Annotated in this window: 17 protein-coding genes and 1 pseudogene; 12 read left to right on the top strand and 6 right to left on the bottom strand. The window is 68.1% G+C overall.

The window, feature by feature from the left end; translation table 11 throughout:
* Nucleotides 1-24: 24 nt before the first annotated feature.
* Nucleotides 25-594 (top strand): peptide deformylase, encoded by a 570-nt coding sequence (gene def, locus ACTIFJ_RS03110; protein ID WP_439532624.1) that lies wholly within the window; start codon nt 25-27, stop codon nt 592-594.
* Here def and ACTIFJ_RS03105 read toward each other — a convergent pair.
* Both ACTIFJ_RS03105 and ACTIFJ_RS03100 read right to left on the bottom strand, forming a co-directional pair.
* Nucleotides 591-1,928: a sensor histidine kinase gene (locus ACTIFJ_RS03105; protein WP_439532623.1), complete on the bottom strand. Its 1,338-nt coding sequence runs from the start codon at nt 1,926-1,928 to the stop codon at nt 591-593. The genes def and ACTIFJ_RS03105 overlap by 4 nt on opposite strands.
* Before the next feature lie 10 nt (nt 1,929-1,938).
* Nucleotides 1,939-2,595 carry a response regulator transcription factor gene (locus ACTIFJ_RS03100; protein WP_439532622.1) on the bottom strand — a complete coding sequence of 219 codons (657 nt, stop codon included), beginning with the start codon at nt 2,593-2,595 and terminating at the stop codon, nt 1,939-1,941.
* Nucleotides 2,596-2,690: 95 nt separating this feature from the next.
* Here ACTIFJ_RS03100 and ACTIFJ_RS03095 point away from each other — a divergent pair, with 95 nt between their 5' ends.
* The 5 genes and pseudogenes from ACTIFJ_RS03095 (at nt 2,691) to ACTIFJ_RS03075 (ending at nt 9,751) form a co-directional block, all read left to right on the top strand.
* Nucleotides 2,691-3,719, top strand: a complete 1,029-nt coding sequence (locus tag ACTIFJ_RS03095; protein WP_439532621.1) for an efflux RND transporter periplasmic adaptor subunit — start codon at nt 2,691-2,693, stop codon at nt 3,717-3,719.
* Entirely contained in the window at nt 3,719-6,781 is a 3,063-nt protein-coding gene (locus tag ACTIFJ_RS03090) for an efflux RND transporter permease subunit (RefSeq protein ID WP_439532620.1), read from the top strand. The genes ACTIFJ_RS03095 and ACTIFJ_RS03090 overlap by 1 nt, the downstream gene beginning before the upstream one ends.
* Nucleotides 6,778-8,013 carry a TolC family protein gene (locus ACTIFJ_RS03085; RefSeq protein WP_439532619.1) on the top strand — a complete coding sequence of 412 codons (1,236 nt, stop codon included), beginning with the start codon at nt 6,778-6,780 and terminating at the stop codon, nt 8,011-8,013. The genes ACTIFJ_RS03090 and ACTIFJ_RS03085 overlap by 4 nt, the downstream gene beginning before the upstream one ends.
* Nucleotides 8,014-9,204: 1,191 nt before the next feature.
* Nucleotides 9,205-9,366 (top strand): annotated as a pseudogene (locus ACTIFJ_RS03080) (PEPxxWA-CTERM sorting domain-containing protein); the annotation flags it as partial.
* A gap of 106 nt (nt 9,367-9,472) precedes the next feature.
* Complete coding sequence (locus ACTIFJ_RS03075) at nt 9,473-9,751, top strand: hypothetical protein (RefSeq protein ID WP_439532618.1); 279 nt, start codon at nt 9,473-9,475, stop codon at nt 9,749-9,751.
* 53 nt (nt 9,752-9,804) lie between these two features.
* Here the strand turns inward: ACTIFJ_RS03075 and ACTIFJ_RS03070 are convergent, their stop codons facing one another.
* Both ACTIFJ_RS03070 and purF read right to left on the bottom strand, forming a co-directional pair.
* On the bottom strand, nt 9,805-10,482 hold the full coding sequence (locus ACTIFJ_RS03070) for an SDR family NAD(P)-dependent oxidoreductase (protein WP_439532617.1): 678 nt from the start codon (nt 10,480-10,482) through the stop codon (nt 9,805-9,807).
* Nucleotides 10,482-11,954, bottom strand: coding sequence for an amidophosphoribosyltransferase (gene purF, locus ACTIFJ_RS03065; RefSeq protein ID WP_439532616.1), 1,473 nt, complete (start codon nt 11,952-11,954; stop codon nt 10,482-10,484). Before purF ends, ACTIFJ_RS03070 begins: the two co-directional genes overlap by 1 nt.
* Before the next feature lie 102 nt (nt 11,955-12,056).
* Here purF and hisI point away from each other — a divergent pair, with 102 nt between their 5' ends.
* Genes hisI through ACTIFJ_RS03035 form a run of 6 tightly spaced genes read left to right on the top strand, consistent with a single transcriptional unit; the run spans nt 12,057 to nt 18,950 of the window.
* Entirely contained in the window at nt 12,057-12,434 is a 378-nt protein-coding gene (gene hisI / locus ACTIFJ_RS03060; RefSeq protein WP_439532615.1) for a phosphoribosyl-AMP cyclohydrolase, read from the top strand.
* 9 nt (nt 12,435-12,443) lie between these two features.
* Nucleotides 12,444-12,863 carry a MerR family transcriptional regulator gene (locus ACTIFJ_RS03055; protein ID WP_439532614.1) on the top strand — a complete coding sequence of 140 codons (420 nt, stop codon included), beginning with the start codon at nt 12,444-12,446 and terminating at the stop codon, nt 12,861-12,863.
* Between the two features lie 5 nt (nt 12,864-12,868).
* Nucleotides 12,869-14,659, top strand: coding sequence for an acyl-CoA dehydrogenase C-terminal domain-containing protein (locus ACTIFJ_RS03050; RefSeq protein WP_439532613.1), 1,791 nt, complete (start codon nt 12,869-12,871; stop codon nt 14,657-14,659).
* Between the two features lie 29 nt (nt 14,660-14,688).
* A complete protein-coding gene (locus ACTIFJ_RS03045) occupies nt 14,689-15,900 on the top strand; it encodes an acetyl-CoA C-acetyltransferase (RefSeq protein WP_439532612.1) in 1,212 nt (403 codons plus the stop codon).
* 25 nt (nt 15,901-15,925) lie between these two features.
* Nucleotides 15,926-18,112: a 3-hydroxyacyl-CoA dehydrogenase NAD-binding domain-containing protein gene (locus tag ACTIFJ_RS03040; RefSeq protein WP_439532611.1), complete on the top strand. Its 2,187-nt coding sequence runs from the start codon at nt 15,926-15,928 to the stop codon at nt 18,110-18,112.
* Between the two features lie 10 nt (nt 18,113-18,122).
* Nucleotides 18,123-18,950 (top strand): metallophosphoesterase, encoded by an 828-nt coding sequence (locus ACTIFJ_RS03035; protein WP_439532610.1) that lies wholly within the window; start codon nt 18,123-18,125, stop codon nt 18,948-18,950.
* On the opposite strand, the gene cysK is transcribed toward ACTIFJ_RS03035, so the two are convergent.
* Both cysK and ACTIFJ_RS03025 read right to left on the bottom strand, forming a co-directional pair.
* Nucleotides 18,914-19,834 (bottom strand): cysteine synthase A, encoded by a 921-nt coding sequence (cysK, locus tag ACTIFJ_RS03030; RefSeq protein ID WP_439532609.1) that lies wholly within the window; start codon nt 19,832-19,834, stop codon nt 18,914-18,916. The genes ACTIFJ_RS03035 and cysK overlap by 37 nt on opposite strands.
* 35 nt (nt 19,835-19,869) lie before the next feature.
* A complete protein-coding gene (locus ACTIFJ_RS03025) occupies nt 19,870-21,117 on the bottom strand; it encodes an MFS transporter (protein ID WP_439532608.1) in 1,248 nt (415 codons plus the stop codon).
* Nucleotides 21,118-21,222: the final 105 nt, after the last annotated feature.

Here is a 21,222-nt window from a genome sequence, read left to right as displayed (position 1 = left end):
CGTATGGCTCCCTAGCTGACAGCCATGGCCATTCTTCCCATTTTCGAAGCCCCGGACCCGGTGCTGCGCACGATCAGCAAGCCTATCGGGGAGGTGACCGACGCGCATCGCGCGCTGATCGCCGACATGTTCGAGACCATGTATGACGCGCCCGGCATCGGGCTGGCGGCGATCCAGGTCGGCGTCGCCGAGCGGCTGCTGGTGATGGACCTGCAACCGCCGGTCGATCCGCAGCCGGAGGCACCGGAAGCGACCGAGGGCGGCGACGAGCCCGAGCTGGTCCGCCGCAACGAGCCGCGGGTGTTCATCAACCCGGAGATCCTGTGGGAATCGGAGGAGATGTCGGTGTACAGCGAGGGCTGCCTGTCAGTGCCCGAGCTGTTCGGCGATGTCGACCGGCCGGCGCGAATCCGCGCCCGCTGGCAGGACGAGACGGGCGCCGTGCACGAGGAGGAGATGGACGGGCTGCTGGCCACCTGCCTCCAGCACGAGATGGACCATCTGAACGGCGTGCTGTTCATCGATCATCTGAGCAAGCTGAAGCGCGACATGCTGCTGAAGAAGCTCGACAAGGCCCGCCGCGCCCGCGCTTAGGAATTCGCGCCCGCGTGCAATGTGAGCATGGCGGTGGTGCCGCTGCGGCCATCGGCGCGCGGGGCCAGCACCAGCGTGCCATGCGCGGCCTCGGCGAGATCGCGGGCGATGGCGAGCCCGAGGCCGTGGCCGGGTACCTGTTCGTCCAGCCGCACGCCGGGGACGAACAGCCGTTCCAGCGCCCCCTCCTGAATGCCCGGGCCATCGTCGGTGACCTGCAGCGTCACCCGGCCGGCGCTCGTCTGCCAGTCGATGTCCACCTCCGCGCTGGCCCATTTGCCGGCATTGTCGAGCAGGTTGGAGAGGATTTCGGCGAAGGCCTCGGGGTCGATGGCGAGGCTGGCTTCCGGGCCGTTGGCGGTGAAGCGGATATCGCGGCCCTGGTGCAGCCGGGTCATGGCGCTGAGCAGCGGCGCGAGGGCGGCGGGCAGGCTGCTATTGCGGACGGGACCCTGGCCGGCGGCGGCGCGGGCACGGGCGAGGTGCCAGTCGAGCTGGCGGGCGATGCGGCGGCATTCGGCAAGCAAGGTGGCGCCGGCCGGCTGGTCTGCGAGCGTCTCGGCCTCGTCGGTGAGGACGGCCAGCGAGGTCCGCAGGCCATGGGCGAGATTGCCCGATTCGATCCGTGCTGCGGCAACCATCGCCTCGCGGCTGTCCAGCAGCCTGTCGAGGTCGGCGGCCAGCGGGGCGATCTCGCTGGGCCAGGGTTTGCCCATCCGCCGCGCGTTGCCGGCGCGCACGGCGGCAACGGCGGCGCCGAGCCGGTCAAGCGGCCTTGTGGCGAGTTGTAGCGCCAGCGCCGCGCCAAGAATGAGCGCGGCAGCCAGCGCGGCGAGCCAGACCAGCAGGTCCCGGCGGAAATCGGCCACCAGCCCCTCGAGGTGCCGGGTATCGGTAGCAACGAGGAAGTGCAGCGTCTCGCCGCCGGTGCTGCGGCGGGTCATGCCATAGACCATCGCCGGGCCGGCGGGGCCGGGCGCGCGGATATGGGTGATGCCCTCGCTGTGCGCCAGCCGGTCATCGAGGCTGGCTGTGCCGAGCGACGGCGAGCGCAGCAGAAGGCCGTCATCATGGCTGATCTGCCAGTAATAGCCGGAGCCGCGGGCGCCGAAGCGCGGGTCGGAGACCGGCCGGGCCAGCCGGGGCCGGCCGCCGGCATCGATCTCGGTCAGTCCGATCAGCTCGACCAGATGCTCCTCCAGCTCGGCGTGGAAAACCTGTTCGACATGGCTGCGGAACAGCGCGCTCGCCGACAGGCCGACGGCGAGCAGGCCCAGCGTCACCCAGGCCAGCATGGCGAGGCTGAAGCGGGCGCGCAGGCCGAGCGTTGTCATGGCCTGTCGTTCATCGGTCGAGCCGATAGCCGAGGCCGCGCACGGTGGTGATCGCCGGGCCGCCGAGCTTGCGGCGCAGCCGGCTGACCTGGACCTCCAGCGCGTTCCAGTCCCGCTCCGCCGCCAGCGGATAGAGCCGCTCGAGAAGGTCCGCCTGCGACAGGATGCTGCCGGGACGGCGCATGAACGTCTCCAGCAGCCGGAACTCCTGGCGCGACAGGTCGAGCGCTGCGCCGGCCCGGCTGGCGGTGCGGGCCACCGGATCGAGGACAAGGTCGCCGACCACCAGCGCCGGAGCGCCCTGGTCCTGCACGCGGCGGACCTGGGCGTGGATGCGGGCGATCAGCTCCTCGGAATGGACGGGCTTGACGACAAAATCATCGGCGCCGGCATTCAGCCCCTCGACCTTCTCCTGCCAGCTGCCGCGCGCGGTGAGGATGATGACCGGCGTGCGCAGCCCGGCGCTGCGCCATCGCCGCAGCACGGCCATGCCGTCGATGCCGGGCAGGCCGAGATCGAGGATGATCGCCGCATGGCTGGCGAGATCGGGCCAGGCAAGCGCCGTGGCGCCGTCTGCGGCGATGTCGACGGCGAACCCGGCGGTGGTCAGGCGTCGTGACAGCCTGGCGGCGAGGTCGCCATCGTCTTCGACCAGCAAGAGGCGCATCGGGGGCTCCATGGCCGCCCGGTCTAGCGCGGCAATCTTGCCGCAAGCTGACAGATTGACAGGTTGGTGCAAGCTCTGGTTGCGATGAACAGGGGATGAAACGCCTCGTCCCGCCCTTGCTGATGGCTGCTATCCTGGTCGGATGCGGCGAGGACCCGCCGCCGCCCGCGCCGGTGCTGCCGGTGGTGGCGCCGAAGACGGCCGTGGCGCAGGCGGCGGCCGAGGTGGTGGTGGCCGAATTGCCGGCGACGGTCGTGCAGCCGCCGGGATCGCGCGTCGCCGTGGCCGCGCCCTTTGCCGGGATGGTGCAGAGCGTTGCGGTTCAACCCGGCCAGGCGGTGCGGCGCGGGCAGCTTCTGGCGACCATGGTCAGCCGCGACGCGCTGGTGCTGGCCGGCGACTTGGCCCGGGCCGAGGCGCGGCAGCAGATGACCGGCGCCGAGGCGGCGCGGATGGCGACGCTGGCACGTGAAGGCGTGGTCGCCGGCGCGCGCGCCGACAGCGCCGTGGCGGCCGATGCCGAGGCGGGCATCGACGCCCGCGAGGCACGGCGATTGTTGTCCCGTGCCGGGGCGGACAAGGATGGCACGGTGCGACTGGTGGCGCCGATCGCCGGCCGCGTGGCGAGCATGTCGATCGAAGCCGGGGCGCCGGTCGATGGAATGACGGCACCGTTCGTCATCGAGGCCGATGGCAGCCGCTGGCTGGCGCTGCAGCTGCCCGAGCGGCTGGCCGGCGCGGTGAAGCCGGGCATGGCGGTGATGACCCGCGACGGTCGTCGTGGCCGGCTGGAAACAGTCGCCGGGGCGATCGATCCGGCGACGCGGGCCTTTGCGGCGCGGGCGCGGCTGGAGGACGGGGGTGCCTTGATCGGCGGCCGGCTGCTGCCGGTGTCGCTGCTGGCGGCGGCGCCTGAAGGCGCGGTGACCGTGCCGACCGATGCGCTGGTACAGGCCGACGGCGTCGACCTGGTGTTCGTGAAGACGGCCAGGGGATTTAGCGCGCGAACGGTTGAGAGGGCGGTGGGGGCCGGGGAGGCGGCGGTGATCGTCTCGGGCCTCAAGCCCGGCGAGCGGGTGGCGACGAGCAACCTGCCCGAGCTTCGCGCGACGGCCGACCGCTGATGCTGCAGCGGCTGGTCGATACGGCGCTGGCGCGACGCTGGATCACGGCGGCGCTGGCGCTGCTTGTGGTGATTGCCGGTGGCTGGTCGTTCGCGACGCTGCCGATCGATGCCTTTCCGGAGATCGCGCCAACCCAGGTCAAGCTGATCCTCAAGGCGCCGGGGATGACGCCCGAGGAGGTTGAGGCGCGGGTCATCACGCCGATCGAGCAGCAGATGCTGGGCATGCCTGACCAGCAGGTGATGCGGTCGGTGGCCAAATACGCCATCGCCGACATCACCATCAGCTTTTCCGACAATGCCGACATCTACTGGGCACGGGCGCAGGTGGCCGAGCGCTTCGCCGCCGTGGTCGGCGAGCTGCCCGAGGGCGTCACCGGCGGGCTGGCGCCGATCTCGACGCCGCTGAGCGACATGTTCATGTTCACGCTCGATGGCCCGCAGGGCCTCGCCGAGCGCCGCCGCGTGCTCGATTATGTCGTTCGCCCAGCGCTGCGCACGGTGCCGGGCGTTGCCGATGTCAATGTGCTCGGCGGCCGCGTCGAGACCTTCGAGGTGGTGCCGGACATGGCGGCGTTGACCGCGGCCGGAATCGACCTCGATACGCTGCGCGCGGCGCTGGAGGCCGGCAACCGCAACGACGGCGCCGGACGGGCGGCGGCAGGCGAGTCGGCGCTGATCGTCCGCGCCGTCGGCGCCGTGCAGACGCTCGACGCGCTGGGAGCAACGGTGATCCGCGTCGGCGCCACCGGCCCGGTCCGTGTCCGCGACGTGGCGGCGCTGCGCATCGGCAGCCTCGCCCGCTACGGCGCGGTGACGGCACAGGGGCGCGGCGAGACGGTGCAGGCGGTGGTCATCGGCCTGCGCGGCAGCAATGCCGAGGAAGTCGTCGCCGGCGTCAAGGCGCGGCTCGCCGAGCTGGCGCCGACACTGCCGGCGGGGATGAAGATGGGCGTCTTCTACGACCGTTCGGAGCTGATCGACCATTCGGTGTGGACGGTAGAAAAGGCGCTGCTCGAGGCGGCGGTGCTCGTCGTCATCCTGCTGCTGCTGTTCCTCGGCGACTGGCGCGCGGCGCTGGTGGTGACGGCGGCGCTGCCGATGGCGGCGTTGATCACCTTCATCCTGATGCGCGGCTTCGGGCTGAGCGCCAATTTGATGAGCCTGGGCGGTCTAGCGATCGCCATCGGCCTGCTCGTCGACGGCGCCGTGGTGGTGGTGGAGAATATCGTCGAGCGGCTGTCGGCCACCGACGGGGCGTCGCGGCGCGAGCGGGTGGCGGGCGCCACCGGCGAGGTCATCCAGCCGGTGGCCTCCGGCATCTTGATCATCATCCTCGTGTTCCTGCCGCTGCTGGCGCTGCAGGGTCTGGAAGGCAAGCTGTTCGCGCCGGTGGCCGTGACCATCGTGCTTGCGCTGGCCGGCTCGCTGCTGCTGGCGCTGACGCTGGTGCCGATGCTGGCCGAGGTGATGTTGAAGGGCGGCGCGCATCACGAGCCGTGGCTGATGCAGCGGCTCAACCCCGGTTATGCGCGGGTGCTGAAGGCGGCGCGGAACCGGCAGGGGGTGGTCGTCGGCATCGCGCTGGCGGCGCTGGTCGTCGCCGGCTTTGCCTATACGAGCGTCGGCAAGATCTTCCTGCCGACGCTCGATGAGGGCACGGTGCTGGTGCAGCTCGCCAAGCACGCTTCGGTCGGGCTCGACCACAGCATCGACGGCGACCTCGCCGTGCAGAAGACCGTGCTGGCCGCGGTGCCCGAGGTGACCGGCGCGATCGCGCGGCTCGGCACCGACGAGCTGGGGCTCGATCCGATGAGTCTCAATGAGACCGATATGTTCCTGACGCTGAAGCCGCGTGACCAGTGGCAGGTCGCCGACAAGGCGGCGCTGACCGAGAAGCTGCGGCTGGCGCTCTCCCGCCACCCTGGCATCGAACCGAGTTTCACCCAGCCGATCGAGATGCGCGTTTCCGAGATGCTGACCGGCGCGCGCGGCGACCTCGCCGTGAAGATCTTCGGTCCCGATCTTGCCGAGCTGTCGCGGCTGGCGTCCGAGGTGGCGGCGCGGCTGCGGGCGACGCCGGGGGCTACCGAGGTAATCACCGTCGCCGACGATACGGTCGATTATTTGCAGCTGACGATCGACCGCGAGGCGGCGGGCCGCGCCGGGGTGACCGTGACCGGCGTGCAGGACACGCTGCGCGCCCAGCTCGAGGGCCTGCCGGCCGGCAGCGTCACCCTGGGGCTGCGGCGGGTGCCGGTGATGATCAATTCGGGCGGCAGTGCGTCCGCAGACGGCGCCGGCGCGCTGGCCGACACGCCGCTGGTCGGCGCCGGCGGTCAGCTGGTGCGGGCCGGCGACGTCGCCGAGGTGGCGCGGGTGGCCGGGCCGGTGAAGCTCGAGCATGAGAATGGCTCGCGCTTCGCACTGGTGCAGGCGTTCGTCTCGGGCCGCGATATCGTTGGCTATGTCGGCGAGGCGCAGGCGCGGATCGCCGCCGAGGTGCCGCTCCCGGCCGGCTACCGGATCGTCTGGGGCGGGCAGTTCGAGAACCAGCAGCGCGCCGCCGAGCGCCTGTCGGTGGTGCTGCCGGTGGCGCTGGGGCTGATCCTGGCACTGCTGGTGCTGACCTTTCGGGCACTACGGCCGGCCATACTGATCCTGCTGATGATCCCGTTTGCGCTGGTCGGCGGCATTCTTGCGCTGTGGGCGAGCGGCGAATATCTGTCGGTGCCGGCGTCGGTCGGGTTCATCGCGCTGCTCGGCATCGCGGTGCTCAATGGGCTGGTGATGGTCAGTTACATCCGCCAGCTGCGCGCCACCGGCCTGGGGCTGGCGCAAGCGGTCGACCTCGGCGCGCGGCGGCGGCTGCGGCCGGTGCTGATGACCGCCAGCATCGCTGCCTTCGGGCTGGTGCCGCTGCTGTTCGCCACCGGGCCGGGGTCCGAGATCCAGAAGCCGCTGGCCATCGTCGTCATCGGCGGGCTGGTCAGCGCGACGCTGCTGACATTGGTGCTGCTGCCGTTGCTCTATGCGCGCTTCGGCGAAGGGAAGTCGGCATGAGGCGGCTGATTGTCCTGCTGCTGCTGGCGGCGGCGCCGGTGCGGGCCGAGCCCGGGATGCCACCGGAGCCGGCGGTGGCCGAGGCGCTGGACAGCCATCCGCGCGTGGTCGCGGCGCGGGCGCGGATCGCGGCAGCGCGGGCCTCGGCGCGCGGGTTGGCGGTCGGCTCGCAGGAGATCACCGCGCAGGGAGTGCTGCAACGGCGTGACGTGCGCGGCGTCGGCGTGGTCTCCGAATATGACCTGCAGTTCACCCGGCCCATCCGCCTGGCGGGCAAGGGCACGCTCGACCGGCGGGCCGGTGAGGCGGCGGTGTCGGCGGCCGACAACCGCGCCGACGACGTCCGTCACCAGACAGCGCTGCTGCTCGCCGACCAATGGTGGGCCTGGACCGGCGCCGCCGCCGAGGCGCGGACGCTGGACGAGGCCGCCGCCATCCTCGGCAGCGCGGTGACCGCGACGCGGCGGCGGCTGGAACTGCGTGACGCCAGCGCGCTCGAGCTGGACCAGGCGCTGGCGGCCGAAGCGGCCGTCCGCGCGGTCGCCACTGGGGCGGCGGCGAGAGCACGGGCGGCGCGGGCGTCGCTGGCGGCGACCTTCCCGACCCTGCCGCTGCCGGCCTCGCCGCCGCCGTTGCCGGTGCCGTCGATCCCGCCCGATGGCATCGCCCGGCTCAAGGCGCTGATCGTCGAGCGCAGCCATGAGATCGGCGCCTCCGCGGCCGATGTGGTGCATGCGGATGCCTTGAAGGCGCGGGCGGCGCGGGACCGGATCGCCGATCCGAGCATCGGCGTGCGGGCGTTTTCGGAGCAGGGCGGCAATGAGCGCGGGGTCGGGCTGATATTGTCGATGCCGCTTGGCGGGCGGGCGCGGGCGGCGGCGGCCGACCAGGCGGCGGCGATGGCGAGTTCGGCACTCTCCGAGCTGGCGGCGACGCGGATCGTCGTCGATGCGGTGGCCGCCGAGGATGCCGCGCTGGCGCTTGGCTATCTTCAGGCGTGGGAGCAGGCGGCGGTGGCGGCAGACGCCTCGGCAGCGGCGGCGGCGCGGCAGCGGAAAGGCCATGCGCTCGGCGGCATCGACCTCGCCGACCGGCTTGTTGCCGAGCGGCTGGCGCGCGATGCTGCGCTGGACGAGGTCAAGGCGCGGACGGCGGCGCTCGCCGCGATCATCCGGCTGCGGATCGATAGCCACACGCTGTGGATGCACACGGAGGACGAAGCAGAGCGCTGACATTAATATTAAATTTCAGTTGACTCCGATATCAGTCGTTATTCAGTAGTATAGCATGGCTGCTGGACGGGTTCGGCAGTGTTGCTGGGGGCTTACAGAATGCTGCGTTCACATAATCGCGCGCTGCGCGCGTGGCTGATTGTTGCTGTCGGATTGACTCTAGGTTCAGCGGCAGAGGCTCAGCAGATATTGAGCGCCGTCGAGTCGCGCCAGACCGGTCCCGGTGTGGAACCAAGAGAATCGCTGTCCAGCGCCGTGGCGGGGCAGCTGGTTTCAACGAGTTTCGGTGGGGCGGACAGCCGGGCCTATACCGATTTTGGGGTCAACAAGATCTATTCGAGCGGCACCGCGACGAACCGGCAATATGCGACCTCGAATTGGGTCGATACGTTCACCGTGGCCGGTACGCCGGGAAGCAATGTCACGGTCAGTTTCACCTTCGCGATAGACGGCAACATCAATGTTTTCGATGCATTTGAAGGGCCAAATGCCACGGCGAGAGCGAATTTCAGCGTCTATGCGCTGCGGGGCGACGGCTGGGCGCTGGGCGGCCAGCCCCAGACCTACAGCGGCACCAATCCCTTCGTGCAGCCAACGGCCAATGGTGACCTCTATTCCGAATTGTGGATGCGCAAGACGACGCCGGACCAGGTCAATCTCTTCAACGCCTTCCAGCCAGCCTATTATCAGGGCTATTACCGCTACCAGAACAACGCCGGTGTACCCGGTGCCGGCGGCTCGCGGGTTATCTACGACGAGGCGACCGACACCTACACCGTCGATGTTCGCCAGGGGGTCAACGAGATCTCGACGATCTACACGCCGACCGGCTCGCAGACGACGACCAACGGCGTCACCGGGGTGTTCCGGACTTACGCCAACCTGCCGCCGAACGCACTGACGACGCGCAACAACCTCCGCACCAATCACGCCGTCCTCGATGTCGACCGGCTGTGCCCGAGCCTGTTCAACAGCTGTATTACCGGCGACTATCCGGGCACCGACCTGACGGTGTCGTTCACGTTGGCGGCAGGCTCGTCGTTCACTTTGCTGTCCTCGCTCCATGCCTATGACCTGTATGACGAAGGCACGGTCGACTTCTTCAGCACCGCAAAGGTGACCGGCGTTTCGGTGTCTGACGGCGGCTCGCTGACCAGCCTGAGTGGGGCGCTGCAAGCGCTGCCGGAAGGCGGCTATGGCTATCCGGCGGCGCTGGCGTCGGTCCCCGAGCCGGCAAGCTGGGCGATGCTGATTGCCGGATTCGGTCTGGTCGGCGGGATGATGCGTTGGCAGCGGCGGATGGCCGGCGGGGCATCCCGTCCGGCCGATGGCACGGTCCATCCCGGCATTTAGTCGAGGTTCAGGCAGAGGCGACAACGCGCCCTAACATGCGGTCAAGGCCGGACGCAAAGCCGGTTCGCAGCATGCACATGCTGCCAGCATATTGAGGAGTGTTGCCATGCGTATGATGACCGTTGCCGCTGTTGCGGCGCTTTTCGCAGCCCCAGTCCTGGCCCAGCAGTCCAGTGTTGGGCAACCCGGCACGGGGACGCCGAATCCGACCAATCAGGGCGCCCGCAGCGCGGACACCGAGACCGCGGCTGATCGCGCGGACAGCCGCACCGAGAAGAAGGCCGACAAAAAGGCCAGGAAACGCGCTGGAGAGGCCGCAAGCAACAGCGGCGTGACCCCGGGTGCCATGGGCAGCACCCCGGTGGGCGACGAACAGGCCAACTGATCGGCGTCATCCGACAATGAAGGGCCGGCGGGAAACCGCCGGCCCTTCTCGTATCAGGCGTTCACGGCTGCCAGCACCATCGCCGCCACGTCCTCGGGCGGCTGGACGGTGGTCGGGTCCTCGCCCGGATAGGCGCGGGCGCGCATCGCGGTGCGGGTAGCGCCGGGATTGATGACATGGGTGCGGACAGCACTAATGCCGCCGACTTCGAGGCCATAGGTGGCGACGAGGTTCTCCAGCGCCGCCTTGCTGGCGGCATAGGCGCCCCAATAGGCGCGCGGCGTGCTGCCGACCGAAGAGGTGAGGGCGATGACCCGAGCGGCACCGGCCTGGCGCAGCAGCGGATCGAGGGCGCGCAGCAGCCGCCAGTTGGCGGTCAGGTTGGTGGCGATCACCCGGTCCCATTCCTTGGGCTCGATATGCGGCAGCGGCGCCAGCGTGCCGAGCTGGGCGGCGTTGAGGACCAGCACGTCGAGCCGGCCCCAGCGATTGGCCAGCGCGCTGGCCAGACGGTCGATCGCCTCGCTGTCGGTCAGGTCGAACGGCGCGATGGTGGCGGTGCCGCCGGCGGCCGAAATGGCGTCGTCGGTGACCTCGAGATCCTTGTCCTTGCGGCCGGTGATGATGACGTGATGGCCGGCGGCGGCGAGCGCCACGGCAGTGGCGGCGCCGATACCGCGGCTGGCACCAGTAACAAGGGCAAGCGGCTTGGCGGATAGCGTATCGGTCATCAGATCACGCGTTCGGCAAGCAGGCTGAGCTGGTCGGGCACGTCATTATCTTCCTGGTCGGTAAGGCGGGTGGGATAGTCGCCGGTGAAGCAGGCGTCGCAATATTGCGGGGCGTTGTTGTCGCGGCTCGGTTCGCCGACGGCGCGGTAGAGACCGTCGATGGACAGAAAGGCCAGGCTGTCGACCTGGATATATTCGCGCATCCGGTCGACGCTCATCTGGGCGGCCAGCAGCTTCGAACGCTCGGGCGTGTCGACGCCGTAATAGCAGCTGTGGGCGGTCGGCGGGCTGGCGATGCGCATGTGCACCTCCTCGGCGCCGGCCTCGCGCAGCATCTGGACGATCTTGACCGAGGTGGTGCCGCGAACGATCGAATCGTCGATCAGCACGATCCGCTTGCCCTTGATCATCGCCCGGTTGGCATTGTGCTTGAGCTTGACGCCGAGGTTGCGGATCTGGTCGCCGGGCTGGATGAAGGTGCGGCCGACATAGTGCGAGCGGATGATGCCGAGCTCGAACGGCAGGCCCGAGGCCTGGGCATAGCCGATGGCCGCCGGCGTGCCCGAATCCGGCACCGGCACCACCATGTCGGCCTCAACCGGGCTTTCACGCGCCAGCTCGGCGCCGATGGCCTTGCGCACCTGATAGACACTCAATCCGTCGACCATCGAATCGGGGCGGGAGAAATAGACCTGCTCGAAGACGCAGGGGCGCGGCCGCATGTCGGCAAACGGCCGCAGCGAGCGCAGGCCCTTGGGCGACAGGATGATCAGCTCGCCGGGCTCGACAGCGCGCAGGAAGGTGGCGCCGACAACATCGAGCGCTACGGTCTCGGAGGCGAGGATATAGCTGTCCCCGAGCCGGCCGAGCACCAGCGGGCGGATGCCGAGCGGGTCGCGGCAGACGAGCATGCCCTCGGACGTCAGGCAGATCAGCGAATAGGCGCCTTCCACCCGCTTCAGCGCATCGATGAACCGGTCGAGCAGCGTGCGGTAGGCGGAGGTGGCAACGAGGTGGATGATGACCTCGGTGTCGGAGGTTGACTGGAAGATGGCGCCACGCCGGACGAGCTCGCGCTTCAGCGTCATCGCGTTGGAAATATTGCCGTTATGGGCGACGGCAAAGCCGCCGGTGGCGAGATCGGCATAGAGCGGCTGGACGTTGCGGACGGCGGTCTCGCCGGTCGTGGAATAGCGGTTGTGGCCGATGGCGACATCGCCTTTGAGCTTGCGAATCACCTCGTCCGAATCGAAGTTGCCGGCGACATGGCCCATGGCCCGGTGGGTGTGGAAGTCCTTGCCGTCGAAAGTGGTGATGCCCGCGGCCTCCTGGCCGCGATGCTGGAGGGCGTGCAGTCCGAGTGCGGTGACGGCCGCGGCGCCATCGGCGCCCCAGACGCCGAAAACCCCGCATTCCTCGTGGAGATGGTCGTCGTCACCCCACTGGGCATCCCAGGGGTTGGTGATGATCATGGAATTTTCAGGATTCATGGTGCCTCGCCAGCGCCGCGCTGAGCCGGCATATAGGGATTGCTTCGGCGATTGTCGCCCCCTTAACCGCCACGGAAATGTCATATGTCCCACCCGCGTGAAACCGGCACCCGTCTCGATCCCCGCTGGGACGCCAATGGCCTGATCACCGCGATCGCCACCAATGCGACCAGCGGCGAGTTGCTGATGGTGGCGCACATGAACGCCGATGCGCTGGCCGCCACGCTCGCCACCGGCGAGGCGCACTATTGGAGCCGGTCCCGCTCCGAACTGTGGCACAAGGGCGCCACCTCCGGCCACATCCAGCGCGTGATCGAAATGCGGATCGACTGTGACCAGGATGCGCTGTGGCTGAAGGTCGAGCCGGCCGGCCCGGCCTGCCACACCGGCCAGCGCAGCTGCTTCTATCGGCGGGTCGAGGAGGGCGGGCTGATACTTGACGTTAACGTAAACGGAAACTAGCTTGAAGGTATGACACTGGTTCTAACCCCGGATATCGACGTTGGTGCCGAACGGTTCACCATCTCCGAGCTGTCCCAGCAATTCAACGTCACCCCTCGCGCGCTTCGTCTTTATGAAGATGAAGGCCTGCTGACCCCCGAGCGCAACGGCCAGAGCCGCATCTACAGCCGCCGCGACCGCACCCGGCTGGCATGGATCCTGCGCGGCAAGAATGTCGGCTTCAGCCTCGCCGAGATTCGCGAGATGATCGATCTCTACGATCTCGACGATGGCCGCACCCGCCAGCGCGAGGTGACGCTCGACAAATGCCGGGCGCGGATCGACGCGCTGCTGGCCCAGCGCGCCGATATCGATGCGACGATCGAGGAACTGCAAAGCTTTTGTGCGATCGTCGAGAGCCAGCTCGCCCCCGCTGCTGCGCAGGAGTAAAGATCATGCCGCTGTACCATGCCCCCGTGAAGGACAGCCAGTTCGTGCTGCAGGCCGTCGTCGGCCTCGACAAATACGCCAATCTGCCGGGCTTCGCCGAGGCGACGCCGGACATGGTGGCCGCCATCCTCGAGGCCGGCGGCAAATTCTGCGAGGAGGTGCTGGCCCCGCTCAACCTGCCCGGGGACATCGAGGGCTGCACCCGCCACGACGATGGCTCGGTGTCCACACCGGCTGGCTTCAAGGCCGCCTATGACCAGTTCGTCGAGGGCGGCTGGGGCACGCTGATGGCCGAGCCGGAATGGGGCGGGCAGGGGCTGCCCTATGTCGTCGGCACCGCCGTGCAGGAATATCTGTCGAGCGCCAACATGGCGTTCGCCATGTACCCCGGCCTGTCCGAGGGTGCCCAGTCGGCGATCGCCGCGGTCGGCAGCGCCGAGCAGCAGGCCCGATGGCTGCCGCCGATGGTACAGGGCCGCTGGACCGGCACCATGAACCTCACCGAGCCGCATTGCGGCACCGACCTCGGGTTGATCCGCACCCGCGCCGTCCGCAACGAGGACGGCAGCTATGCCATCACCGGCACCAAGATCTTCATCTCCGCCGGGGAGCATGACCTGGCCGAGAACATCGTCCATCTGGTGCTGGCCAAGACCGAGGGCGCCCCCGACACGGTGAAGGGCATCAGCCTGTTCATCGTGCCCAAGTTCCTCGTCAACGATGATGGCAGCCTCGGTGCCCGCAACGGCGTCAGCTGCGGGTCGATCGAACACAAGATGGGCATCCACGCCAATTCGACCTGCGTGATGAACTATGACGGCGCCACCGGCTACATGATCGGCGAGGAGATGAAGGGCCTGCGGGCGATGTTCATCATGATGAACGCCGCCCGGCTCGGTGTCGGCGTCCAGGGGTTGTCGCAGGGCGAGGTAGCCTATCAGAATGCCGTCGCCTATGCGCGGGATCGCCGCCAGGGCCGGTCGCTGACCGGCGCCAAGTCGCCGGACGACAAGGCCGACCCGATCATCGTTCATCCCGATGTGCGGCGGATGCTGATGGACGGTCGCGCTTTCAACGAGGGCGCCCGGGCGCTGATCCTCTGGGGCGCGTTGCAGGTCGACCTGTCGCGCAAGGCGGCGACGCCCGAGGCGCGCGAACTGGCCGATGATCTGATCGGCCTGCTGACACCGGTGATCAAGGGCTATCTGACCGACAAGGGCTATGACATCGCCACCACCAGCCAACAGGTCTTCGGCGGCCATGGCTATATCCGCGAATGGGGCATGGAGCAGTTCGTCCGCGACGCCCGCATCGCCCAGATTTACGAGGGCACCAACGGCATTCAGGCGCTCGATCTGGTCGGCCGCAAGCTGGCGCTGAACGGCGGCCGCGGGCTTCGGGCCTGGCTGGCGCTGATCCAGGAGGCGCTGGACGGCACCACCGACCCGCAGCTCGACACGCTGAAGGCCGGCCTGACGCGGGCGCTTGGCGATGTCCAGGCGGCGACGATGTGGCTGATGCAGAACGGCCTGTCCAACCCGGACAATGCCGGTGCGGCGAGCACCGCCTATATGCATCTGATGGGCATCACCGCGCTCGGCCATATGTGGCTGGTGATGGCGCGCGCCAGTGTCGAGGCGCTGGCCGCCGGTGCCGATGATGCCGCATTTTATGAGACGAAGCTGATCACCGCGCGCTACTATGCCGAACGCTACCTGCCCGACACCACGGCGCTGCGCAAAAAACTCGAAGCCGGCAGCGCCACGATGATGGCCATGCCGGCCGACGCCTTCTGAACGATAACGACAGTCCCGGGAGAGACACCATGGCCGAAGCCCTCATCTATGATGCCGTCCGCACGCCGCGCGGCAAAGGCCGCAAGGACGGCAAGCTGCACGAGATCACGCCGATCCAGCTCAGCACCCAGGTGCTCGAGGCGATCCGGGACCGCAACGGCATCGATACCGCCGATGTCGACGATGTCATCTTCGGCTGCGTGTCGCCGGTCGGCGAGCAGGGCGCGGTGATCCCGCGCGTTGCCGCGATCAACGCCAATTATGCCGAGACCACGGCGGGCGTGCAGGTCAACCGCTTCTGCGCCTCCGGGCTGGAAGCGGTGAACATGGCCGCCGCCAAGGTGATCACCGGCGAGGCCTGCTTCGCCATCGGCGGCGGCGTCGAATCGATGTCGCGCGTGCCGATGGGCGCGGACGGCGGCGCCTGGGCGATGGACCCGGCGGTGGCCTTCCACAGCTATTTCGCGCCCCAGGGCATCGGCGCCGACCTGATCGCCACCAAATATGGCTTCAGCCGCAACGATGTCGACGCCTATGCGGTCGAGAGCCAGAAGCGCGCCGCCCGGTCATGGGCGGAAGGGCGGTTTGCCCGCTCGATCGTGCCGGTGCGCGATGTCATTGGCGAGGTGGTGCTGGACCGTGACGAGCACATGCGCCCCTCGACCGACATGCAGTCGCTCGGCAGCCTCAACCCGGCCTTCACGGGCATCGGCGAGGACATGCCGGGCTTCGATGCGGTGGCGCTGCTGCGCTATCCCGAGGTCGAGAAGATCAACCATGTCCATACCGGCGGTAATTCGAGCGGGATCGTTGACGGCGCCGCCGGCGTGCTGCTCGGCAACCGCGAAATCGGCGAGAAATACGGGATGAAGCCGCGCGCCCGCATCCTCGGCATGGCCTCGATCGGCTCGGAGCCGACGATCATGCTGACCGGGCCGACGCCGGTCACCGAGAAGCTGCTGAAGCGGCTGGGCATGACCACCGACGACATCGACCTGTTCGAGCTGAACGAGGCCTTTGCCAGCGTCGTGCTGCGCTACATGCAGGCGCTGAACATCGATCACGACAAGATCAACGTCAACGGCGGCTCGATCGCCATGGGCCATCCGCTTGGCGCCACCGGGGCGATGATCCTCGGCACCGTGCTCGACGAGCTGGAGCGCAGCGGCAAGGGCACGGCGCTTGTCACGCTGTGCATCGGCGCCGGCATGGGCACCGCCACCGTTATCGAGCGCATCTGACCGCGACCAGACGAAGGAACATCAGATGAGCGACACCGCACTTCACACACAGATTGATGCCGACGGCATCCTGATCATGACCATCGACGTCCCTGGCCAGTCGATGAACGTCATCACCCCCGAGCTGACGCAGCAGCTGGCGGCTGCAGTCGAGCAGCTCGAGACCGACGAGGCGATCAAGGGCGCCGTGCTGACCAGCGGCAAGAAATCCGGCTTCATGGCGGGCGCCGACCTGAAGGGCATCGGCAAGCTGTTCGAGGCCGGCGAGGACGATGGCCGTTCGCGGATGGCCCGGCTGTTCGACAGCGTCTGGTCGCTGAACAGCCTGCTGCGGGCGATGGAGACCTGCGGCAAGCCGGTGGCGGCGGCCGTCAACGGCCTGGCGCTGGGCGGCGGGCTCGAGTTCGTTCTCGCCTGTCATCACCGCGTCGTCGCCGATGACCCGAAGATCAAGCTGGGGCTGCCGGAAGTGCTGGTCGGGCTGTTCCCGGGGGCCGGCGGCACCCAGCGGCTGCCGCGGCTGATGGGCGTGCAGCCGGCGCTGATGTACCTGCTGCAGGGCAAGACGATGAGCCCGCAGGAGGCGGTCGGCCTCGGCGTGATGCAGGCGCTGGCGCCGCTCGACGATGTGGTGGAGACGGCACGGGCCTGGGTGTTGGCCAATCCCAAGGGCGGCATCCAGCCCTGGGACCAGAAGGGGTTCAAATTCCCCGGCGGCGTCGGCCAGTTCAATCCCGGCTTCGTGCAGACCTTCATTGCCGGCACGGCGATGACCACCAAGGCCACCCAGAATAATCTCAACGGCCCCCGGGCGATCCTGTCGGCCGTCTATGAAGGCGCGCAGCTGCCGATGGACACGGCGCTCCGGATCGAGAGCAAATATTTCACCAAGGTCATCGCCGACCCGCAGGCTGGCAACATGATCCGCACCTTGTTCGTCTCCAAGCAGGCGGCCGAGAAGGGTGCGCGGCGGCCGCACGGCGTCGCCAAGATGCTGCCGAAGAAGATCGGCATGCTCGGCGCCGGGCTGATGGGGTCGGGCATCGCCATGGTCGCGGCGCAGGCCGGAATCGAGGTGGTGCTGCTCGACACGACGCAGGAGGCGGCCGACAAGGGCAAGCAATATACCGCCGACCGGCTCGCCAAGCGACGCACCGATGCCGACAAGGCGGAGGCGATCCTCGGCCTGATCCATGCCACTACCGCCTATGAGGATCTCAAGGGCTGCGACCTGATCATCGAGGCGGTGTTCGAGAGCCGCGAGATCAAGGCCGAGGTGACCCGGAAGGTCGAGGCCGTCGTCGGCGCCGACACCGTCTTCGGCTCGAACACCTCGACGCTGCCGATCACCGGACTCGCCGAGGCCTGGTCGAAGCCGGCGAACTTCATCGGGATCCATTTCTTCTCGCCGGTCGAGAAGATGCCGCTGGTGGAGATCATCGTCGGCAAGCAGACCGGGCCGGAAGCCATCGCCAAGGCGCTGGATTTCGTCGCCGCCATCCGCAAGACGCCGATCGTCGTCAATGACAGCCGCGGTTTCTACACTTCGCGCTGTTTCGGCACCTATGTCTCGGAGGGGCTGACCCTGCTCGCCGAGGGTACCAACCCGGCGCTGATCGAAAATGTCGGCAAGCAGATGGGGATGCCGGTCGGCCCGCTGGCGGTCACTGACGAGGTCGGCCTCGACCTCTCGCTAAAGGTCGGCAAGCAGACCAAGGCCGATCTCGGCGACGCCTATGTCGCCAGCCCGGCCGACGCCGTCATCGAGAAGATGAACGAGCTTGGCCGCCACGGTCGCAAGAACGGCAAGGGCTTCTATGTCTATCCGGACGATGGCGGCAAGAAGCAGCTCTGGCCCGAGCTGGTAGCGACCGTCGCCGGCCAGCTTGCCGAGGATCAGCCGCTGGCCGAGGAGGTCGAGGAGCGGCTCGTCTATCGCCAGCTGGTGGAGGCGGCGCGCTGCTTCGCCGAGGGCGTGGTGGAGACACCGCAGGATGGTGATCTCGGCGCCATCTTCGGCTGGGGGTTCATCCCGCACAGCGGCGGGCCGTTCAGCCATATGGATACGGTCGGCATCGCCAATGTCGTCGCCATTCTCGACCGGCTGGCCGACACGCATGGAGACCGCTTCACCCCGCCGCAGCTGCTGCGCGACATGGCGGAGCGTCACGAAACCTTCTATGGCCAGGCCGAATTGAAGCAGGCAGCCTGAAGGATCGACGATGTTGTGGCGGCTGGCGGCGCTCGCCGTCGCATTCATGCTGTTTGCGATGGCCGGCGCGGTCGTCGATCCGGTCATCGTCCGCTACCGGGTGCCGATTGCCGGGCTGCAGGAGCCGGTCCGCGTCGTCCACCTGACCGACATCCATGCCAGCTGGCAGGACATGCCGCCGCGCCGGATCAGCCGGATCGTCGATATGGTCAACGTCCAGTCTCCCGACCTGGTGTTGATCACCGGCGACATGATGGGTGGCAAGCTGCTGGACAAGCCGCACATGGCCTTTGAAACGGCGATCGAGCCGCTGGCGGCGCTGAAGCCCCGGCTGGCGGTCGTGGCGGTGATGGGCAATCACGACAATGAATTATGGTCACCGCGCGTCTTCGCCCGTGCTGGCATCCCGCTGCTGGTCGGCAGCTGGCTCGATGTCGGGCCGCTTGTCATCGCGGGGGCTGATTCAGCCGCCCACCTGCCGCCGCCGATCAACGGACTGATTCATGCGATCGAAGCCGTGCCGCCCGGCAAGCCGATCATTTCAATGAGCCATGAGCCGGAAACCTTCCAGCTTGTCCGAGGGCCCACACAGCTGCATTTTGCCGGCCACAGCCATGGCGGCCAAGTGATGCTACCGCTGATCGGCGGCAAGCCCGTCAATGAGTTTCACGATGCCCATCGGCGCGGCCTGTTCCGCATCAATGGCCGCTGGCTGTTGGTCTCCTCGGGGCTGGGCACGTCGGTACTGCCGATCCGTATCGGCGTGCCGCCCGAGATCGTCGTCGTCGAGCTGGTGCCGGCTCACTCGGTCGGCAGGAAATCCGGCACCGACAGGTAGCGCTCGCCGGTATCATAGTTGAAGCCCAGCACGCGGCTGCCGGCCGGCAGCTCGGGCAGCTTCTGAGCAATGGCGGCCAGCGTGGCGCCGGACGAAATGCCGACCAGCATGCCCTCTTCGGCGGCGGCGCGCAGCGCCATCGCCTTGGCGTCGGCGGCCTCCACGGTGATAGCGCCGTCGAGTAATTGGGTGTGAAGGTTGCGGGGGATGAAGCCGGCACCGATGCCCTGGATCGGATGCGGGGCCGGCTGGCCGCCGGAGATCACCGGTGAAGCGCTTGGCTCCACGGCAAATACCTTCAGCTCGGGCCAGGCCGCTTTCAGCACCTCGGCGACGCCGGTGATATGGCCGCCGGTGCCGACCCCGGTAACCAGCGCGTCGATCGGCGTCTCGGCGAAGTCGGCGAGTATCTCCTGCGCCGTGGTGCGGACATGGACATCGACATTGGCCGGGTTCTCGAACTGCTGGGCCATCCAGGCACCCGGCGTCGCCGCGACGATCTCGCTGGCATGCTCGATGGCGCCCTTCATGCCCTTCTCGCGCGGGGTCAGGGCGAAGGAGGCGCCATAAGCCAGCATCAGCCGCCGCCGCTCGATCGACATCGACTCGGGCATCACCAGAATCAGCCTGTAGCCCTTCACCGCCGCTACCATCGCCAGCCCGATTCCGGTGTTGCCCGACGTCGGCTCGACGATGATGCCACCCGGCTTCAAGGCGCCTGAAGCTTCGGCCGCCTCGACCATTGCCAGCGCGATCCGGTCTTTGATCGAACCGCCAGGATTACTGCGCTCGGACTTGATCCACACTTCGGCATCGGGAAACAGCTTGCCCATGCGGATGTGCGGCGTGTTACCGATGGTGGCGAGGATGGTGTCGGCTTTCATGGCATTTCCTCCTGAATCGGTAGACTATATCGTGCTTATTCCGGCCTGTCAGGGGCATCGAAGCGATCGGCACGGCGGAGCACCGGAAAGCGCCAGGCCCAGATGCCGGTGACGAACAGCGCGCCGATGCCGCCGATCACCACCGATTCAACGGGGCCGAACCAGGCGGCCGTCACCCCGCTCTTGAATTCGCCAAGCTCGTTGGTCGCCGAAATGAACAGCCCTGCTACGGATGATACCCGCCCGCGCATGTCATCGGGCGTGTGCAGCTGGATCAGCGACGAGCGGACATAGACCGACAGCATGTCCGCCGCGCCCAGCACCGCCAACGAGGCCAGCGACAAGGGCATCGACCGGCTATAGCCGAAGACGATGGTGGCCACCGCGAAAACCGCGACGCCGGCGAACATGATCGGCCCGACATTGCGTCGCAACGGCCGGATCGCCAGCAACAGCGCCGTCACTGCCGCCCCCGCCGCCGGCGCGGCGCGCAGCGGCCCCAGCCCCTCGACGCCGACGAACAGGATGTCGCGCGCATAAACCGGCAGCATCGCCGTGGCGCCGCCGAGCAGCACGGCGAACAGATCGAGCGTGATCGCCCCGAGCACCATCTGGTTGCGACGCATATAGCCGAGCCCCTCGACCATGCTGCGCCAAGGGGACAGCGTCGACGGTGCCGGCCGCGGCACCGGGCCGATCGCCATCAATGCCACCAGCGCCAGCCCGAACATCGCCGCCGCGACGCCATAGGAAGTCTCGTCGCTGACCGCATAGAGATAGGCGCCGAGCGGCGGCCCGGCGACGGCGCCGACCTGCCAGGCGATCGAATTGAGCGCGATTGCCGAAGGCAGCAGGTCGCGCGGCACAAGGTTGGGCGCCAGCGCCGCCAGCGCCGGCCCGGCAATGGCCCGGCCGACGCCGAGCAACCCGGCAACGATGAACAGCGCCGGCAGGGTGATCGCATCAAAGGCCGCCAGTCCGGCCAGCACAGCAGCGCAGCCGAGCTCGAGCCCGACGGCGAAGCGCGCCATGTGTCGCCGGTCCAGTCGGTCGGCAATGACGCCAATGAACAGGCTGAGCACGAGAAGCGGCAGAAACTGCACCAGCCCGATCATGCCGAGCAGGAACGCGGCCTCGCGCGGCGGCATCGTATCGCGGGCGATGTCATAGACCTGCCAGCCAATGACGATCACCATCATCATGCCAGCCATGGTGGCGAACACGCGCGCGACCCAGAAGGCGCGGTAATCGGGGATGCGCAGCGGCGCCGGGATGGTCAACACGCGCCTGCCTTAAGCCGAGTTCGCGACGCCCACAACCGATGTTGAAATGGACGATTAACGGCGCCAGAATGGTTAAGCTTTATGAACGAATGATTGATTTTAGTG

Origin of the sequence: Polymorphobacter sp., from assembly GCF_051860865.1 — a bacterium.
Classification (GTDB): Bacteria; Pseudomonadota; Alphaproteobacteria; order Sphingomonadales; family Sphingomonadaceae; genus Sandarakinorhabdus.
Note: the sequence above shows the minus strand (reverse complement) of the source record. Positions and strands in the feature narration are given on the sequence as shown.

Excerpts from the sequence above, each read along its gene's own strand:
- ACTIFJ_RS03085 (WP_439532619.1), top strand. The coding sequence starts at position 6,778 with ATGAGGCGGCTGATTGTCCTGCTGCTGCTGGCGGCGGCGCCGGTGCGG.
- ACTIFJ_RS03090 (WP_439532620.1), top strand. The coding sequence starts at position 3,719 with ATGCTGCAGCGGCTGGTCGATACGGCGCTGGCGCGACGCTGGATCACG.
- ACTIFJ_RS03100 (WP_439532622.1), bottom strand. The coding sequence starts at position 2,595 with ATGCGCCTCTTGCTGGTCGAAGACGATGGCGACCTCGCCGCCAGGCTG.
- def (WP_439532624.1), top strand. The coding sequence starts at position 25 with ATGGCCATTCTTCCCATTTTCGAAGCCCCGGACCCGGTGCTGCGCACG.
- ACTIFJ_RS03070 (WP_439532617.1), bottom strand. The coding sequence starts at position 10,482 with ATGACCGATACGCTATCCGCCAAGCCGCTTGCCCTTGTTACTGGTGCC.
- ACTIFJ_RS03075 (WP_439532618.1), top strand. The coding sequence starts at position 9,473 with ATGCGTATGATGACCGTTGCCGCTGTTGCGGCGCTTTTCGCAGCCCCA.
- purF (WP_439532616.1), bottom strand. The coding sequence starts at position 11,954 with ATGATCATCACCAACCCCTGGGATGCCCAGTGGGGTGACGACGACCAT.
- ACTIFJ_RS03055 (WP_439532614.1), top strand. The coding sequence starts at position 12,444 with ATGACACTGGTTCTAACCCCGGATATCGACGTTGGTGCCGAACGGTTC.
- ACTIFJ_RS03040 (WP_439532611.1), top strand. The coding sequence starts at position 15,926 with ATGAGCGACACCGCACTTCACACACAGATTGATGCCGACGGCATCCTG.
- hisI (WP_439532615.1), top strand. The coding sequence starts at position 12,057 with ATGTCCCACCCGCGTGAAACCGGCACCCGTCTCGATCCCCGCTGGGAC.
- ACTIFJ_RS03035 (WP_439532610.1), top strand. The coding sequence starts at position 18,123 with ATGTTGTGGCGGCTGGCGGCGCTCGCCGTCGCATTCATGCTGTTTGCG.
- ACTIFJ_RS03050 (WP_439532613.1), top strand. The coding sequence starts at position 12,869 with ATGCCGCTGTACCATGCCCCCGTGAAGGACAGCCAGTTCGTGCTGCAG.
- ACTIFJ_RS03095 (WP_439532621.1), top strand. The coding sequence starts at position 2,691 with ATGAAACGCCTCGTCCCGCCCTTGCTGATGGCTGCTATCCTGGTCGGA.
- ACTIFJ_RS03105 (WP_439532623.1), bottom strand. The coding sequence starts at position 1,928 with ATGACAACGCTCGGCCTGCGCGCCCGCTTCAGCCTCGCCATGCTGGCC.
- cysK (WP_439532609.1), bottom strand. The coding sequence starts at position 19,834 with ATGAAAGCCGACACCATCCTCGCCACCATCGGTAACACGCCGCACATC.
- ACTIFJ_RS03045 (WP_439532612.1), top strand. The coding sequence starts at position 14,689 with ATGGCCGAAGCCCTCATCTATGATGCCGTCCGCACGCCGCGCGGCAAA.